The organism is Kluyvera sichuanensis (genome assembly GCF_040930405.1).
GTDB classification, from domain to species: domain Bacteria; phylum Pseudomonadota; class Gammaproteobacteria; order Enterobacterales; family Enterobacteriaceae; genus Kluyvera; species Kluyvera sichuanensis.
On record NZ_CP162271.1, the window covers coordinates 553,453 to 569,371 of the forward strand.

Consider the following 15,919-nt stretch of genomic DNA (forward strand, 5'->3'; position numbering starts at 1 on the left):
ACATGTGAAAAGCGGCGGCAGGGGAAAATCCTGTCGCCGCTTTTTTATTGCTGTGGTAGTGCATTAGTTCTTAAAATTATCGTTCGCCCAGGATACGGCTTGGGTACGGTTCTTGACCGAGATCTTTTTAAATAGATGATATAGATGTGTTTTCACCGTGCTTTCGCTAATGAATAGCGACTGCGCAATTTCGATGTTAGAAGCGCCAATGCGCAGTTTGTTCAGGATCTCTTTCTCCCGGAATGTCAGGATCGTACTCTCCTGATTATCGTAACGATAATTACCGGAATGCATAATCAGGTAGCTCGCAAGCTTACGCGAAAAGTAGCATTCACCCTCCATCACTTTCTGTAACCCTTTGACCAGAAAGTGTTCTTCATCATGCGCATAAAAGATGCCGTTAATATGCGGCCAGCTTTCAATCTCCTGATAAGCATAATCTTCAGGGGTATTGAAAAGTAAGAGCTTTATACCGCTATTAATTTTACAGAGTTCTTCCTGCCAGGCCTTGACCAGCTTTTTATCGATTTCGATCATGTCAAAAAGCACGATACCATCCGATAAATTATCCAGGCTAACCATGTGAATATTAATGATTTTACTATTCATCCTTAACGTCTTTTTCAGGCTCTGAGAAAGGGCACAGGACTGAAGTGACGGCCTGGTGATGAGTGAAAGAGTCTGGTTCGTTAACGTGAGCTCTTTTTGCATGATGAGACCCCTAATTTTTTTACAGCAGGCAAAATTATAAAGGTATCTTGTTAAGCATTACTGAAATGTGGCTGCTGTTTTGACAAATGTTAAGAATTAATAATTAAAAGACATGTCTGCTTAATTTAAAATTTAGACGCTACCAATTCTAAAGCAAGAAATAATCGTGAAACAAGATGTAAAAATAAATTGCAAAATGTAAATAAAGCATGTTTCTTAAGCTTTTAACATCATATCTTAATGATCATACATAATCTCTCTTTTTGTTTTTAATTTTATGTTATCTAAGGTTTTTATGTCTTATTGAAATTGTCTATCAGCCTTCTCTTATCCATTTTGTATGATGAATTTGCGTGATATTTGTCGTTTTTAACACTTTCGTTGTGCCCACGATTTTTTAACGCTTTGTTTTCTGATTAAGTTATCCGAATGCAGGTGATAGTGAGCTGTTAATACTAAAGGTTGATACTGTGAAAATTAAATCAAACTTTATTATGAGATCCTCATGCTTATCAAATATGCATACTCATCCATATAGCATCGAGACCAGCATTAAATCGATGTAAGAACTTTACATATTTCTATGACGATACCATTGATATGGTGAGGCGGTATATCTTCACGATATTTTATAGAACGACACATCCCGACTAAATGCAGAATAACGAAGCCGCAAGTAATTGTGATAATTACTCATGGTTCTGACACTGACATTTATTAATAGACACAATCTTATTGATTGCTGTGGATGGCTGTTTGTTTTATTCGCCCACGTGTCATTTGCTTTTTATTATGTTTGTAACCTCTTGAATAATTGATCATTCAGCTTCTTGAATGTCGATTTCTATCGCCTGGAAAATTTGTAATTTGTGAACGGGTGTCGTGATGAATACCGACCTGAATTTATTGATTAGCGAGCGATCGGTTATTACGGCAATAGCACACAGCAACTAATAACGCGTGAAAGGGCTTATCATGAAAATGAAGCAAATCGCCATAATAGTGGCGCTCACCGTTTTATACCCGGCAACCACAATATATGCCGTAGCGGCGAATGGTAACGGCGGTGGTAATAGCGGTCAGAGCGGTAACGGCAACGGTAACAACGGCAATGGAAATGGCAATGGAGGTGGTGGCAACGGAAGCGGGAATAATGGTAACGGGAACGCGAATGGCAACGGTGGCGGCGGCGATAACGGCGGCGGTCACGGCGGCGGAAGTGGCAACGGAGGCGGTAACGGCGGTGGCAACGGCGGTGGCAACGGCGGCGGCAACGGAGGCGGTAACGGCGGTGGCAACGGAGGCGGCAACGGAGGCGGTAACGGCGGTGGCAACGGCGGCGGCAACGGAGGCGGTAACGGCGGTGGCAACGGAGGCGGTAACGGTGGTGGCAATGGAGGCGGCAACGGCGGCGGTGATGGAGGCGGTGATGGAGGCGGTAACGGAGGCGGTAACGGAGGCGGTAACGGAGGCGGCAACGGCGGCGGTAACGGCGGTGGCAACGGAGGCGGCAACGGCGGCGGTAACGGCGGTGGCAACGGCGGCGGTAACGGCGGTGGCAACGGAGGCGGCAACGGCGGCGGTAACGGCGGCGGTAACGGAGGCGGCAATGGAGGCGGCAACGGCGGTGGCAATGGAGGCGGCAATGGAGGCGGTAACGGCGGTGGCATAGGCGGCGGTGTCGGTGGTGGTATTGGCGGCGGCAATGGAGGCGGTCACGGTGGCGGCATTGGCGGCGGTGTCGGTGGTGGTATTGGCGGCGGTCACGGTGGCGGCATTGGCGGCGGTGTCGGTGGTGGTATTGGCGGCGGCAACGGCGGCGGTCACGGTGGCGGCATTGGCGGCGGTGTCGGTGGTGGTATTGGCGGCGGCAACGGCGGCGGTCACGGTGGTGGCATAGGCGGCGGTGTCGGTGGTGGCATAGGCGGCGGTGTCGGTGGCGGTATTGGCGGCGGTCACGGTGGTGGCATAGGCGGCGGTAACGGCGGTGGCCACGGTGGTGGCATGGGCGGCGGTAACGGCGGTGGCCACGGTGGTGGCATGGGCGGCGACAACGGCGGCGGTCACGGTGGTGGCATGGGCGGCGGTAACGGCGGCGGTCACGGTGGTGGCATGGGCGGCGGTAACGGCGGCGGTCACGGTGGTGGCATGGGCGGCGGTAACGGCGGCGGCCACGGTGGTGGCATGGGCGGCGGTAACGGCGGCGGCCACGGTGGTGGCATGGGCGGCGGTAACGGCGGCGGTCACGGTGGTGGCATGGGCGGCGGTAACGGCGGCGGCCACGGTGGTGGCATGGGCGGCGGTGAAGGTGGCGGACACGGTGGTGGCCACGGTCACGGGCATGGAGGCGGTCACGGCGGTGGCAACGGAGGCGGTAACGGCGGTGGCAACGGAGGCGGTAATGGCGGTGGCAACGGAGGCGGTAACGGCGGTGGCAACGGAGGCGGTAATGGCGGTGGCAACGGAGGCGGTAACGGTGGCGGTAACGGCGGTGGCAACGGCGGTGGCAACGGCGGTGGCAACGGAGGCGGTAACGGCGGTGGCAACGTAGGCGGCAATGGAGGCGGCAACGGCGGTGGTAATGGAGGCGGTCGGACAAGCGGAAGTCCTGGCGCAACGACAGGTTCATCGGATAGCTTTGTGAGCCTGAGTTCGACAGTAACGCCTTGTAACCAACCGGGTCCATACGGTTGTAATTACCGTTAACGAAATATTTATGGGGCCGCAACGTTATCCGTTGCGGCCTTTTTTATGTTTCTTTTCCACTCTAAAAGTGTTGGATAGCTGATAGTATTATTTCTAAACATACAAAATATCTATATAAAAGATGCTTGAAATCAACGAGTAAGGACACTAATGTTAGTGTAATGTTTACAAGATGTGTATTCAGCGCGGATTTCAGATCAGGAAGTATTGATTCACGGACGATCTTGAATGAGGGGCGTTGTCATGCAAACATTCGGTCACTATTTCAGCCTATCTCTTCCGCTGCTGACTCTGTTGTGCAGCGTTCAATCACATGCTGCGTCTGACGGCATCATCCATTTCACTGGACAAATTGTCGAGTCACCTTGTGATTATCAGGCCAATGCTCGGCAGGTCAGCGTAAGCTGTTTTGAAGAGGGAAAGCCGCGCGTAGAGACAATAAATGTCAAAGATTTATTTCAAGGACGTAAAATGACCAATGCGAAAACAACCGCCAGCTTACGTTGGGTGAACCCTGAAAAAAATCTGGCAATATTGACAGTAGAGTATCAATAGCCTGAAACGAAGTTGCGGTCAGCGTTGTCTATGGTAGACAATATTTTCGTCTTAGTCAGAGGATAGTTAGCATGACCGTACGAATTCAGGTGCAGCAAGGAGATATTACCCACCTCGAGGTGGATGTTATCGTCAATGCCGCCAATCCCTCATTAATGGGCGGTGGTGGCGTAGATGGTGCAATCCATCGTGCGGCGGGTCCAACGTTGCAGGAAGCCTGTGCGGTTGTCCGTCAGCAGCAGGGAACCTGTCCACCAGGGCATGCGGTGATCACCCACGCGGGAAATCTGAAGGCAAAAGCAGTGATTCATACCGTAGGGCCGGTCTGGCAGGGTGGGGGAGAACACGAAGCCTCATTGTTACAAGAGGCTTACCGCAATAGCCTTCAGCTGGCGCTGGATAACGGTTATCGCACTATCGCTTTCCCGGCTATCTCAACGGGAGCCTACGGATATCCAGCAGACGCGGCGGCTGACATTGCCGTCAGTACGGTGGCGGCATTTCTGACCCGTCGCAGCCTGCCGGAAATTGTCTATTTTGTCTGTTTTGATGCAGCAACAACACATTTGTATCAGCACTTACTCAGCCAGACCCGGATCCCAGGCCTGGCTAATGACGCCAACACTTAATGACTGGCCACCTGTGCTTTCGTTGCCTTTTGCTGCGACTTCCCGGAAAAGAGGAAACGCAGCAAGGGGATACGCAGGTGGATCTCGTAGAGAATTAACGCGCAACCCACCACGAATATCAGGCCGGTCAGGAAGCCCAACGTATTTGAGCTAATGGTCGGCATGATCCAGGCACCAAAGAACAGCGTCAGTGGGTGGTGCACCAGGTAGATAAATAAAGAAGCATTGACGAAATAGGTCACGCGGGCGGACTGGAAGTTCAGCATACGATGCCCGAACGAGAACACCACGTTGACCATCCATACCCCCAGCACCATCGTAATCACGTATTCCGTTTCATACATCCATGCATCACCTGAGCCAAAGTGCTGGTTCAGGCGGTAGGCAATAAACCCGAATAGCGCCGCGACGATGCACCATGGGGATGGGGTAGTAAACAGCGTTTTCAGCTTCGGATGAATAAAGGCCAGTGCGCCAAGAATAAAGAAAGGCACATAAAACAGCGTCTGCATGACCACAAAGTTGAATAGCCCGTCGCTGAGTACCGGCGGGTAAAGCAGGAAGATAGTCCGGCGAATGGCGGCATAAACGATCCCCAATGCTAAAAACATCAGAGTAAGCTTCGCCATCGACATATGATCAAACAGGTCTTCACGCCGGCGAATCTGGCGTCGGCGCATCAGACGGAACGCCAGAATGCCGAGGGATGTCAGCACCACCAGAACTAATAGGAACCACAGATGCGACACCAGCTCCCACGCCAACGTATTATATTTGTCGTAGAAAGAGAGCGTATGCCAGCTTTCCGTCTTACCCTTAACGTATTGCAGCATTAGAAATTGCGGTAACGTCAGAAGAGGGATGGCGGTAAGCATCGGAATACCGACGCGCTCCACGCGTACTTTCCACCATTTTTTGATCGGATAACGCAAATACAGCATATAGGAAAAGTAGCCGGAGATAACAAAGAACACCTGCATGCGGAAAGCATGAACAAAATCATTGAATAACGTCAACCACCAGGAGGGGGTAGCGCTGTTCATATGCCAGGTGTGGCTGGAGTAGAGTAGGGAGATGTGAAAGGGTATCCCCAGGAGCATCAGCCAGGCTCGAATGGAGTCGAGGAAATATTCACGCTGTGCGGGTTTGTTATTCATAGGGTTAGGTACGATTCTCAGACTAATCGCCTTACCGGATAAGACGATAAAGTTTACATTCGTTGGCAACCCTACACTAACTCTGGTTACCTGTCTCCAGGATAAGCACTCAAAGTGCAAGCAGCGGTTAACAGTTGTTTACTCCATAAGCCACTGCGCTGAAGAATACGGGGATTATGTTGTCGGATTGCTTGAATTTCCAGTAAAATGGATCGGATCGATTTAAGCACACAAAGGGGGAAGTGCTTAGTTATATGAAACATAAACCACAGATGATGAAACTGCGCTGGTTAGGCGCAGCCGTAATGTTGTCCCTGTGTACTTCATCTGCATGGGCATTCACTATTGATGACGTTGCAAAGCAGGCAAAATCGCTGGCTGATAAGAGCTATGAAGCACCAAAAAGCAACCTGCCTTCCGTCTTCCGCGATATGAAATATGCGGACTACCAGCAAATCCAGTTTAACCACGATAAGGCGTACTGGAATAAGATAAAGACCCCATTCAAGCTCGAGTTCTACCATCAGGGTATGTACTTCGACACGCCGGTGACTATCAACGAAGTTACGGCGACTTCCGTGCGTAAAATTAAGTACAGCCCGGATTACTTCACGTTTGGTGACGTTCAGCATGACAAAGACACCGTGAAGGATCTGGGTTTCGCTGGTTTTAAAGTGCTGTACCCAATTAACAGCAAAGATAAAAACGACGAAATCGTCAGCATGCTGGGTGCCAGCTACTTCCGTGTTCTGGGGCAGGGTCAGGTTTATGGTCTGTCCGCCCGTGGTCTGGCTATCGATACCGCATTGCCGTCCGGTGAAGAGTTCCCTCGCTTCCGTGAATACTGGATTGAGCGTCCAAAAGCCACTGACAAACGTTTGACTATCTATGCGCTGCTGGATTCTCCACGTGCGACCGGAGCCTATCGCTTCATTATTATGCCTGGCCGCGACACCGTCGTTGACGTGCAGACCAAAATTTACCTGCGCGATAAGGTCGGCAAGCTCGGCGTGGCGCCGTTGACCAGTATGTTCCTGTTCGGGCCTAACCAGCCTTCTGCGGCGACCAACTATCGTCCGGAGCTGCATGACTCCAACGGTCTGTCTATCCACGCCGGTAATGACGAGTGGATCTGGCGTCCGCTTAACAATCCTAAGCACCTTGCCGTCAGCAGCTTCGCGACCGAAAATCCACAGGGCTTTGGTCTGCTGCAGCGTGGCCGCCAGTTCTCTCACTTTGAGGATCTGGATGATCGCTACGATCTGCGCCCAAGCGCGTGGATCACGCCGAAAGGTGACTGGGGTAAAGGGACCGTTGAGCTGGTTGAAATCCCGACCAACGACGAAACCAACGATAACATCGTCGCTTACTGGACGCCGGACAAGCTGCCGGAAGCTGGTAAAGAGATGAACTACAAGTACACCATCACCTTTACCCGTGACGAAGAGAAACTGCACCCGACCGATAACGCGTACGTGATGCAGACTCGCCGCTCTACCGGTGATGTGAAGCAGTCCAACCTGATTCGTCAGCCGGACGGCACGCTGGCCTTCGTGGTTGATTTTACCGGCGCAGATATGCGCAAGATGCCGCAGGATACGCCAGTTACGGCGCAAACCAGCATTGGCGACAACGGTGAAATCGTCGAAAACAGCGTACGTTACAACCCGGTAACGAAAGGTTGGCGTCTGATGCTGCGCGTGAAGGTGAAAGATCCGAAGAAAACCACTGAAATGCGCGCTGCGCTGGTCAACGCTGACCAGACGCTGAGTGAAACCTGGAGCTATCAGCTGCCTGCAAATGAATAACACAACGAAGTATATCGACGCATTGTCGCTTACGGATGCAGAAAAAGCGGCGCTCCCGAACAGTTCCCTTCGTGCCGTGCACGAAGCGCTGGACGATGAGCACCAGGCATTTGCCCGTGATGATGACACGCCGCTGGCCTCGGTCAAGGCGCGTCTTGAAGAGAGCTGGCCAGATTCTCTGGGCGGCGATCAGCTCATCAAAGACGATGAAGGGCGCACCCAGCTGCAGGCCATGCCGAAGGCGACGCGCTCCTCAATGTTCCCGGATCCGTGGCGTACCAACCCGGTAGGTCGCTTCTGGGATCGTCTGCGTGGCCGTGACGTCACGCCGCGCTATCTGTCTCGTCTGACGAAAGAAGAGCAGGAGCGCGAACAGAAATGGCGTATGGTGGGCTCGCTTCGCCGCTATACCCTGCTGATTCTGACGATTGCGCAGACCGTCGTGGCGACCTGGTACATGAAGACCATTCTGCCGTATCAGGGCTGGGCGCTGATCAACCCGGCGGATATGGTCGGGCAGAACCTGTGGGTCTCCTTTATGCAGCTGCTGCCGTACCTGCTGCAAACCGGGATCCTGATTCTGTTTGCCGTGCTCTTCTGTTGGGTCTCCGCCGGTTTCTGGACGGCCTTAATGGGCTTCCTGCAACTGCTGATTGGCCGCGACAAATACAGCATTTCGGCCTCGACGGTCGGCGATGAGCCGCTGAACCCGGAGCACCGGACGGCGCTGATTATGCCTATCTGTAACGAAGACGTGTCTCGCGTATTCGCCGGTCTGCGTGCCACCTGGGAATCGGTGAAAGCCACCGGCCAACAGAAGCACTTTGACGTCTACATCTTGAGCGACAGCTACAACCCGGATATCTGCGTAGCAGAGCAAAAAGCCTGGATGGAACTGATTGCCGAGGTGCAGGGCGAAGGGCAGATCTTCTACCGTCGTCGTCGTCGTCGTATGAAGCGTAAAAGCGGTAACATCGATGACTTCTGCCGTCGTTGGGGTAATCAGTACAGCTACATGGTCGTACTGGATGCCGACTCCGTGATGTCCGGCGACTGCCTGACCAACCTGGTGCGGCTGATGGAAGCGAACCCGAATGCGGGTATCATCCAGTCTTCCCCACGCGCTTCCGGGATGGACACGCTGTACGCACGCTGCCAGCAGTTTGCCACACGCGTTTACGGGCCGCTGTTTACCGCGGGGCTGCACTTCTGGCAGTTGGGTGAATCCCACTACTGGGGTCACAACGCTATTATCCGCGTGAAGCCGTTTATTGAGCACTGTGCGCTGGCACCGCTGCCGGGCGAAGGTAACTTTGCCGGTTCGATCCTGTCGCACGACTTCGTGGAAGCGGCGCTGATGCGTCGTGCAGGGTGGGGCGTCTGGATTGCCTACGACCTGCCGGGCTCTTATGAAGAGCTGCCGCCGAACCTGCTGGATGAACTTAAGCGTGACCGTCGCTGGTGTCAGGGTAACCTAATGAACTTCCGCCTGTTCCTGGTGAAAGGGATGCACCCTGTTCACCGTGCGGTGTTCCTGACCGGCGTCATGTCCTACCTCTCCGCGCCGCTGTGGTTTATGTTCCTGGCTCTGTCGACCGCACTGCAGGTGGTACACGCATTGACCGAGCCGCAGTACTTCCTGCAGCCGCGTCAGCTGTTCCCGGTCTGGCCACAGTGGCGACCTGAGCTCGCGATTGCGTTGTTCGCCTCGACGATGGTGCTGCTGTTCCTGCCGAAACTGCTGAGCATCATTCTGGTGTGGTGCAAAGGGTCGAAAGAGTACGGCGGTTTTGTTCGCGTAACGCTCTCCCTGCTGCTGGAAGTACTGTTCTCCGTACTGCTGGCACCGGTTCGCATGCTGTTCCACACCGTTTTCGTGGTCAGTGCGTTCCTGGGCTGGGAAGTGGTATGGAACTCGCCGCAGCGTGACGATGACTCCACGCCGTGGAGCGAAGCCTTTATGCGCCATGGTTCTCAGCTGCTGTTGGGTCTGGTGTGGGCGGTCGGTATGGCATGGCTGGATCTGCGCTTCCTGTTCTGGCTGGCGCCGATCGTCTTCTCGCTGATCCTGTCACCGTTCGTTTCGGTGGTCTCCAGCCGCTCAACTAACGGCCTGCGCACCAAGCGCTGGAAGCTGTTCCTGATCCCGGAAGAGTACAACACGCCGAAGGTGCTGGCCGATACCGAAACGTATCTGGAGCAGAACCGCGCTCGCGTGCTGGACGATGGCTTTATGCATGCGGTATTTAACCCATCGTTGAATGCTCTGGCAACGGCAATGGCTACCGCGCGTCACCGTGCGAGCCACGTGCTGGAGATTGCCCGCGATCGTCACGTCGAGCAGGCGCTGAACGAAACGCCGGACAAGCTTAACCGCGATCGCCGTCTGGTACTGTTGAGCGACCCTGTAACGCTGTCTCGTCTGCATTACCGTGTGTGGGCCGCACCGGAGAAATATTCTTCGTGGGTGGCTGAATACGATAAGCTGCAGCTGAATCCGCTGGCGCTGAAAACCAAATAGTGGAGTGCTTCCCCGGCGGCGCTTCGCTTGGCCGGGCTACGGAACCTGTAGCCCGGAGGAGGTGCGAAGCACCGACTCCGGGGAAATTCCAGCACCAATATTTGCCGTAAGGAAATACCGGCCATCAAGCCGGTATTTTTTTGTCTGTTTAATGAGGTAAACGACGTGATAAGAATGATACTGGTCGCCGCCATGGCGATAATGCTTACCGGATGCGGCAGCATTATCAGCCGGACGATCCCGGGCCAGGGCCACGGGAATCAGTACTATTCGGGTGTGAAGTGGGATCTACGCGACTCTGCCTGGCGCTACGTCACCATTCTCGACCTGCCGTTCTCGCTGGTCTTCGACACGCTGCTGCTGCCGATTGACGCAAGCCATGGTCCTTACGAATAATTAACGCTCGTCCCACTCATCGGCGGCAGTCTGGCCCTCTTCGGTATCCTGCGAGGGCTCAAGCTGATACTCGCCTTCATCCCATTCGTGCAGCGTATTTTCTTCCAGCCATTCCTGACGTAACTCAATCTCGTCAAAATCACCGTCAAACACGCTTTGTGCCGCCTCACCGCTGAGCATCGGCACGCACTCGCCTTCTTCATCTTCTTCGGCGAAGAACTCGGCCTGCCACATGATGTCACCATCCTGTAGTATGTACTTTTGCATATTGAACTGCTCTACGTCCGCTTCATCTTCCTCAAGTCCGGGGTTATCGGCGAGGAACGTTTCACGTGCCGCATCAATAGCTTCTTCGAGCGTGGCGTATAAAGTCATCTCAACTCCCTGCAATGTGGTGAGGTATTCAGGGAAATAATAGCTGAACTTTTGAGTTGTACACGTCCGGCGATTTGATTTAACGCAAACCGCCGGATGATGTGTTTAAGAACGGGAAGGGACGGGGCTGCGACGCAGGCTAAAACCGGTATAAATGGCGTTGAACAGCACCACGGCGGCGGTTACGCAGAAGACCGCGCGGAACCCGTAGTTTGCCGACACGGCGGCACCGATCAGCGGCCCGGTGACGTTACCAATATCGCGGAACGACTGGTTATAGCTGAAAATTCGCCCGGCAATCTGGTTGCTGGAGTTATAGACCAGCAGCGTTTGCACCGCAGGTAGCAGCGCGCCGTCAGCCGCACCCAGCAGGAAGCGCAGGATACCGAGCTGCAGCGGGTTCTGCACAAACGACATCGGGATCAGCAGCAGCACGGAGACCACCAGCGCCACGATAAGAATCTTTTCCGGGCCAATACGGTCGCCGAGCTTACCTAAACGCGGCGCGCAAATTAGCGCCGCCACGCCGGGCACCGAGGCTATCATGCCGCTGACAAAGGCAATATTGCTGATATTCCCTGCAAGGTCACGTACGTAAAGTGTCAGAATCGGGGCGATAGAGCCGGTGGCGACCTGGATAATCAGCGTGGTGACGAACAGGCTCAGCACCAGTTCGCGGTTTTTCAGCGAGCCAAACACCTCTTTGACGTGCAGCATCTCTTTTTTCGATACCGGCGTAAACTGCTCGCGGATGAAGAACAGCGTCATCACGAAGCAGACAAACAGCACCGCGGCGGTCATAAAGAACACCGGACGCAGGCCGTAGTTATCGGCAAGAAAACCGCCGGCCAGCGGCCCCAGCAGCGCGCCGCTCACGGCACCAGTCGACAGCGTACCCAGCGCCCAGCCGCTCTTATGACGCGGGATCTGGGTGGCAATCAGCGCGTTGGCGTTAGGAATAAATCCCCCCAGCAGCCCCAGCAGTGCGCGCAGAATCAGAAACTGCCAGATATTCTGCGCCAGCCCCATGAACAGCATGACGATAGCCATACCCAGCGCCGAGCGCAGCAGCATGATCTTACGCCCTTTGCGGTCGGCCAGGCCGCCCCATAGCGGTGAGGCGATGGCAGAGAACAGGAAGGTGATACTGAAGACCAGGCCGGACCACATATTCAGCGAGCTGTGGCCGGTCACGCCGAGCGCTTCAACGTAAAGCGGCAGGAAAGGCATGACCAGGCTGAATGCTGCGCCGGTTAAAAAACAGCCGAGCCAAACGACAGCGAGGTTACGCTTCCAGTTAATGGGGGCATCTGAGGGTTGCATAGGGTTCCGCAGGCGAAATGTCGCCAAAAGAGAGTGTATTTATAAGCCTGCTAATTATGCTCCTGTGTTCATATCACTGCAATGTGGTCCGCTTTTAAAGCTAAAACAAAAACGCGCAGCCGGAGCTGCGCGTATAACGTTAGTACAGGGAAGGTGACCCTTCCGGGCGCGTTTTAAAGCGCCGATGCAGCCACATGTATTGCTCTGGGGCCATCATGATGCATTTTTCGACGATGGTGTTCATCCATGCGGCGGTGACTTCGGCATTCTCCAGCGGCGGGTCGCATTCCGGTTCGAGAATAATCAGTTCGTAGCCTTTGCCGTTCGGTTTACGGCGCGGCACAAAGGGAACCACGCACGCTTTTGACATTTTTGCCAGCATCCAGGTGCCGGAAGTCGTGGCGGCATCCTTCACGGCGAACAGCGGCGCGAAGACGCTGGCGCGGGGGCCGTAGTCGTGGTCTGGTGCATACCAGATAATTTCGCCGTTTTTCAGTGAGCGGACCATGCCTTTCAGGTCTTTACGGTCAATCATATCTTTGTTTGACCGCATGCGGCCCCAGGTTTGCAGCCAGTCGATGACCGGATTATCGTTGGGCCGATAGACGCCAATCCCAGGGTTATGAATGCCGAACATACGGGCGCCCATTTCCAGCGTCAGGAAGTGAATACCGATCAGCAAAACGCCGCGGCCGGAATCCTGCACGGCGCGGATATGCTCAAGGCCGCTGGCATCCATCCAGCGGTTGATGCGCTTAGTCGGCCAGAACCAGGCGATCCCGGTCTCCATCACGCCCATCCCTACCGACTCAAAATTCTTAACCACCATCTGATGACGTTCAGCTTCGCTCTTTTCCGGGAAGCAGAGCTCAAGATTGCGGTATGCAATTTGCGCTCGGCGCTTCATCAACAGCAGGGCCAGACGGCCGATAGCGTTCCCGAGGCGATAAATAACCGGATACGGCAGTTGAACAACTAACCAGAGCACGCCAACACCCAGCCAGGACGGCCAGTAGCGGGGGTGCAGCAACGCTGTGGTGAATTTAGGTAACTGGGTCATGTCTTTCCTGTTATTACGAGCAACTGGCTCTATTGTCGCACTATTTTTCCGTCAGCCAAAACGACCGCGTCACGACTGTTGTCTATTCATACAACTATTTTGCAGAGCATTAGTAATGGTGAAGAGAATGTAGCGCAAAATGTGGGGATGTAAATTAACGATGATTGCTATATCATGCGCCCCGATTATTCCCATCCATTCTATTTTGCAGGATAAGAACACCATGCCAGTGTTACATAACCGCATTTCGAATGAGACGCTGAAAGCGAAGATGCTGGCAGAAACTGAGCCACGCACCACCATCTCATTCTATAAGTACTTCACTATTGTTGACCCAAAAGCGACGCGTGATGCGCTGTACGTCGCGCTCTCGGCGCTCAATGTCTTTGGTCGCGTTTACCTGGCCCGCGAGGGGATTAACGCGCAGATTAGCGTACCAGAGAGCCAGGTTGAGGCGCTGCGTGACTGCCTGAACCGCTTTGACCCGGCGCTGAAAGATCTGCGTCTGAACATTGCGCTTGATGATGACGGGAAATCGTTCTGGGTGCTGCGCATGAAGGTTCGTGAGCGTATCGTGGCCGATGGGATCGACGATCCGACGTTTGATGCCAGCAACGTGGGTGAGTACCTGAAAGCGGCGGAAGTGAACGCCATGCTCGATGACCCCGACGCGCTGTTTATCGATATGCGTAACCACTACGAGTACGAAGTAGGGCATTTTGAACAGGCGATGGAGATCCCGGCCGACACTTTCCGCGAGCAGTTGCCGAAAGCGGTTGAGATGATGCAGGAGCATAAAGACAAGAAAATTGTCATGTACTGCACTGGAGGCATTCGCTGTGAAAAGGCTAGTGCCTGGATGAAGCACAACGGCTTTAATCAGGTCTGGCATATCGAGGGCGGCATCATTGAGTACGCTCGTCGCGCTCGTGAACAGGGTTTACCGGTACGCTTTGTGGGTAAGAACTTCGTCTTCGACGAACGCATGGGCGAACGAATTTCCGACGATATCATTGCCCACTGCCATCAGTGCGGTACGCCGTGCGACAGCCACACCAACTGTCTGAACGATGGCTGCCACCTGCTGTTTATTCAGTGCCCGACCTGTGCAGAAAAATACGAAGGCTGCTGTAGCGAAAGCTGCCAGGAAGAGCACAAACTTCCTGAAGAAGAGCAACGTCTGCGTCGCGCCGGGCGCGAAAACGGCAATAAAATCTTTAATAAATCGCGCGGTCGCCTGAATACCCGTTTAGGCATCCCGGATCCGCAGACCCAGAACGATTAATTGAAGTAGAGCCAGGCGATGTCGAGCAGCGCTAACAGCAGCCAGAGCATCAGATACAGCATCAGGTGTTCGCGGACGTTGTTGAGCAGAAAGTAGAACAGGCGACGCATAGTATTCTCGATATAACGGCCCCGATGATTCGGGGCCGTTTTTTTAGGCTTTCGTTAGCCGTTAAAGCGGGACAGCGCAAACGGCGACAGATCATATTCCGGCGTTTTCTGCTGCGCGAACTGCGCGGCAATTTCCCCCAGCACGGTGGCGAACTTAAAGCCGTGGCCGCTCAGGCCGCCGATAAACAGCACGTCGGGCTGGCCGGGCAGGGTGTCAATAATAAAATCTTCATCCGGCGTGTTGTCATAGGTACAGGCCGCGCCGTACAGGCAGCCGCCAATGCCCGGCAGGATCTGCCGCAGGAAGCTGAACGCTTCGGAACCGTCGGTGGCGACGCTGCCAAACGCTTTACGCTCTTCCGGGGTGTTGATGACCTGGCCGCCGTTATGTTTACCGATTTTCAGCTCGTTCTCCACCGCCGGGAAACCGTAGAACTGGTCGCCGTTCGGCAGCTCGCCGGTAAATGCCGGGAAGTTGTTTTTGCGGCTGTAGCGGCCGTCAGCCTGGAACCAGGCAAATACTTTGCGCACTGGCTGGATAGGCAGGTCAGGGTAAAGCTGTTTGACCCAGGTTCCTGCCGTCAGCAACAGCTTTTTGCCGCGCCAGCTTCCCTCGGAGGTCTCAATGGTTACGCCGTTCGCATCGCTATGAATAGCGGTAACCGGGCAGTTGAAAAGCTGCGCGCAGCCGGCTTCTTTCGCCATGGCAATCAGCGTTTTCACTGCCAGTTCGCTTTTCAGTACCCCTGAGCCAGGCTCAAAGATGGCACGGTAGTCTGCGGGGACGCGAATTTCGGGCCAGCGGGACATGACCGCCGCGGCATCAAGATGTTCAACTGCCAGAGAGAACTGTTCAGCACTCTGGGCGACGGTGTTCAGAAAGATGGAGTCAGCGGGGCCAAGGTTAACGACGCCGCTTTGTTCAAACAGTGCTTCGCCGCTGGTTGCGGCTAGCTCGTCCCATAGCGCCTGGGCGCGAAGAACCAGCGGGACGTATTTCTCACCTTCACCATAGGCATGGCGCATCAGACGGGTATCGCCGTGATGACTTCCTTGCTGGTGCGGTGGCATATGGGCATCGGTCATCAGTACGTGTAAACCCGCTTTACGGGCGTAATAACCTGCCGCAGCGCCGACGGAGCCGCTACCAATAATAATAAGATCGTATTCCATAGTGATTCCCGACACGATGATAAAGCGCGAAGCCAGAGACTGGTAGAGTAATTAACCGATAGTGGTTATACAAGGGTGAAAATAATTAAGGCACCCGTAGGTGCCTGTTG

15 protein-coding genes are annotated in these 15,919 nt (G+C 54.1%); 7 read left to right on the top strand and 8 right to left on the bottom strand.

What is annotated here, in order from left to right; translation table 11 throughout:
• Nucleotides 1-63 precede the first annotated feature (63 nt).
• Both csgD and AB2B48_RS02690 read right to left on the bottom strand, forming a co-directional pair.
• Nucleotides 64-711 (bottom strand): biofilm master transcriptional regulator CsgD, encoded by a 648-nt coding sequence (csgD, locus tag AB2B48_RS02685; RefSeq protein WP_185666447.1) that lies wholly within the window; start codon nucleotides 709-711, stop codon nucleotides 64-66.
• Nucleotides 712-1,728: 1,017 nt separating this feature from the next.
• Nucleotides 1,729-3,054: a hypothetical protein gene (locus tag AB2B48_RS02690; RefSeq protein WP_368300732.1), complete on the bottom strand. Its 1,326-nt coding sequence runs from the start codon at nucleotides 3,052-3,054 to the stop codon at nucleotides 1,729-1,731.
• Here AB2B48_RS02690 and AB2B48_RS02695 point away from each other — a divergent pair.
• The 3 genes from AB2B48_RS02695 to ymdB all read left to right on the top strand — a co-directional run bounded on the left by AB2B48_RS02695 (nucleotide 3,035) and on the right by ymdB (nucleotide 4,601).
• Nucleotides 3,035-3,262 carry a hypothetical protein gene (locus AB2B48_RS02695; RefSeq protein ID WP_368300733.1) on the top strand — a complete coding sequence of 76 codons (228 nt, stop codon included), beginning with the start codon at nucleotides 3,035-3,037 and terminating at the stop codon, nucleotides 3,260-3,262. The two genes, AB2B48_RS02690 and AB2B48_RS02695, sit on opposite strands and share 20 nt — an antisense overlap.
• A 398-nt stretch (nucleotides 3,263-3,660) precedes the next feature.
• A complete protein-coding gene (locus AB2B48_RS02700) occupies nucleotides 3,661-3,972 on the top strand; it encodes a hypothetical protein (RefSeq protein WP_368300734.1) in 312 nt (103 codons plus the stop codon).
• Between the two features lie 71 nt (nucleotides 3,973-4,043).
• Nucleotides 4,044-4,601: an O-acetyl-ADP-ribose deacetylase gene (ymdB, locus tag AB2B48_RS02705; protein WP_185666443.1), complete on the top strand. Its 558-nt coding sequence runs from the start codon at nucleotides 4,044-4,046 to the stop codon at nucleotides 4,599-4,601.
• On the opposite strand, the gene mdoC is transcribed toward ymdB, so the two are convergent.
• Nucleotides 4,598-5,758, bottom strand: coding sequence for a glucans biosynthesis protein MdoC (gene mdoC, locus AB2B48_RS02710; RefSeq protein WP_185666442.1), 1,161 nt, complete (start codon nucleotides 5,756-5,758; stop codon nucleotides 4,598-4,600). The two genes, ymdB and mdoC, sit on opposite strands and share 4 nt — an antisense overlap.
• Nucleotides 5,759-6,012: 254 nt before the next feature.
• Between mdoC and mdoG the strand changes: the two genes are divergently transcribed.
• From mdoG to AB2B48_RS02725, 3 genes are all read left to right on the top strand, one after another.
• Nucleotides 6,013-7,566, top strand: coding sequence for a glucans biosynthesis protein MdoG (gene mdoG, locus AB2B48_RS02715; RefSeq protein ID WP_185666441.1), 1,554 nt, complete (start codon nucleotides 6,013-6,015; stop codon nucleotides 7,564-7,566).
• On the top strand, nucleotides 7,559-10,087 hold the full coding sequence (mdoH, locus tag AB2B48_RS02720; RefSeq protein ID WP_185666440.1) for a glucans biosynthesis glucosyltransferase MdoH: 2,529 nt from the start codon (nucleotides 7,559-7,561) through the stop codon (nucleotides 10,085-10,087). The genes mdoG and mdoH overlap by 8 nt, the downstream gene beginning before the upstream one ends.
• Before the next feature lie 168 nt (nucleotides 10,088-10,255).
• Nucleotides 10,256-10,483 carry a YceK/YidQ family lipoprotein gene (locus AB2B48_RS02725; RefSeq protein WP_185666743.1) on the top strand — a complete coding sequence of 76 codons (228 nt, stop codon included), beginning with the start codon at nucleotides 10,256-10,258 and terminating at the stop codon, nucleotides 10,481-10,483.
• Here AB2B48_RS02725 and AB2B48_RS02730 read toward each other — a convergent pair whose 3' ends face one another.
• The 3 genes from AB2B48_RS02730 to AB2B48_RS02740 all read right to left on the bottom strand — a co-directional run bounded on the left by AB2B48_RS02730 (nucleotide 10,484) and on the right by AB2B48_RS02740 (nucleotide 13,241).
• Nucleotides 10,484-10,858: a MysB family protein gene (locus tag AB2B48_RS02730; RefSeq protein ID WP_185666439.1), complete on the bottom strand. Its 375-nt coding sequence runs from the start codon at nucleotides 10,856-10,858 to the stop codon at nucleotides 10,484-10,486.
• A 105-nt stretch (nucleotides 10,859-10,963) separates the two neighbouring features.
• Nucleotides 10,964-12,181, bottom strand: coding sequence for a multidrug efflux MFS transporter MdtG (gene mdtG / locus AB2B48_RS02735; RefSeq protein ID WP_368300735.1), 1,218 nt, complete (start codon nucleotides 12,179-12,181; stop codon nucleotides 10,964-10,966).
• A 139-nt stretch (nucleotides 12,182-12,320) separates the two neighbouring features.
• The gene (locus AB2B48_RS02740) at nucleotides 12,321-13,241 is read right to left on the bottom strand and encodes a Kdo(2)-lipid IV(A) acyltransferase (RefSeq protein ID WP_368300736.1); all 921 of its coding nucleotides are present in this window, start codon (nucleotides 13,239-13,241) and stop codon (nucleotides 12,321-12,323) included.
• A gap of 223 nt (nucleotides 13,242-13,464) precedes the next feature.
• Between AB2B48_RS02740 and AB2B48_RS02745 the strand changes: the two genes are divergently transcribed.
• Nucleotides 13,465-14,526 carry a rhodanese-related sulfurtransferase gene (locus AB2B48_RS02745; RefSeq protein ID WP_220440282.1) on the top strand — a complete coding sequence of 354 codons (1,062 nt, stop codon included), beginning with the start codon at nucleotides 13,465-13,467 and terminating at the stop codon, nucleotides 14,524-14,526.
• Here AB2B48_RS02745 and AB2B48_RS02750 read toward each other — a convergent pair.
• Both AB2B48_RS02750 and solA read right to left on the bottom strand, forming a co-directional pair.
• A complete protein-coding gene (locus AB2B48_RS02750; protein WP_185666435.1) occupies nucleotides 14,523-14,636 on the bottom strand; it encodes a DUF2770 family protein in 114 nt (37 codons plus the stop codon). The two genes, AB2B48_RS02745 and AB2B48_RS02750, sit on opposite strands and share 4 nt — an antisense overlap.
• A 54-nt stretch (nucleotides 14,637-14,690) precedes the next feature.
• Nucleotides 14,691-15,809, bottom strand: a complete 1,119-nt coding sequence (gene solA, locus AB2B48_RS02755; RefSeq protein ID WP_368300737.1) for an N-methyl-L-tryptophan oxidase — start codon at nucleotides 15,807-15,809, stop codon at nucleotides 14,691-14,693.
• Between the last annotated feature and the right edge of the window lie 110 nt (nucleotides 15,810-15,919).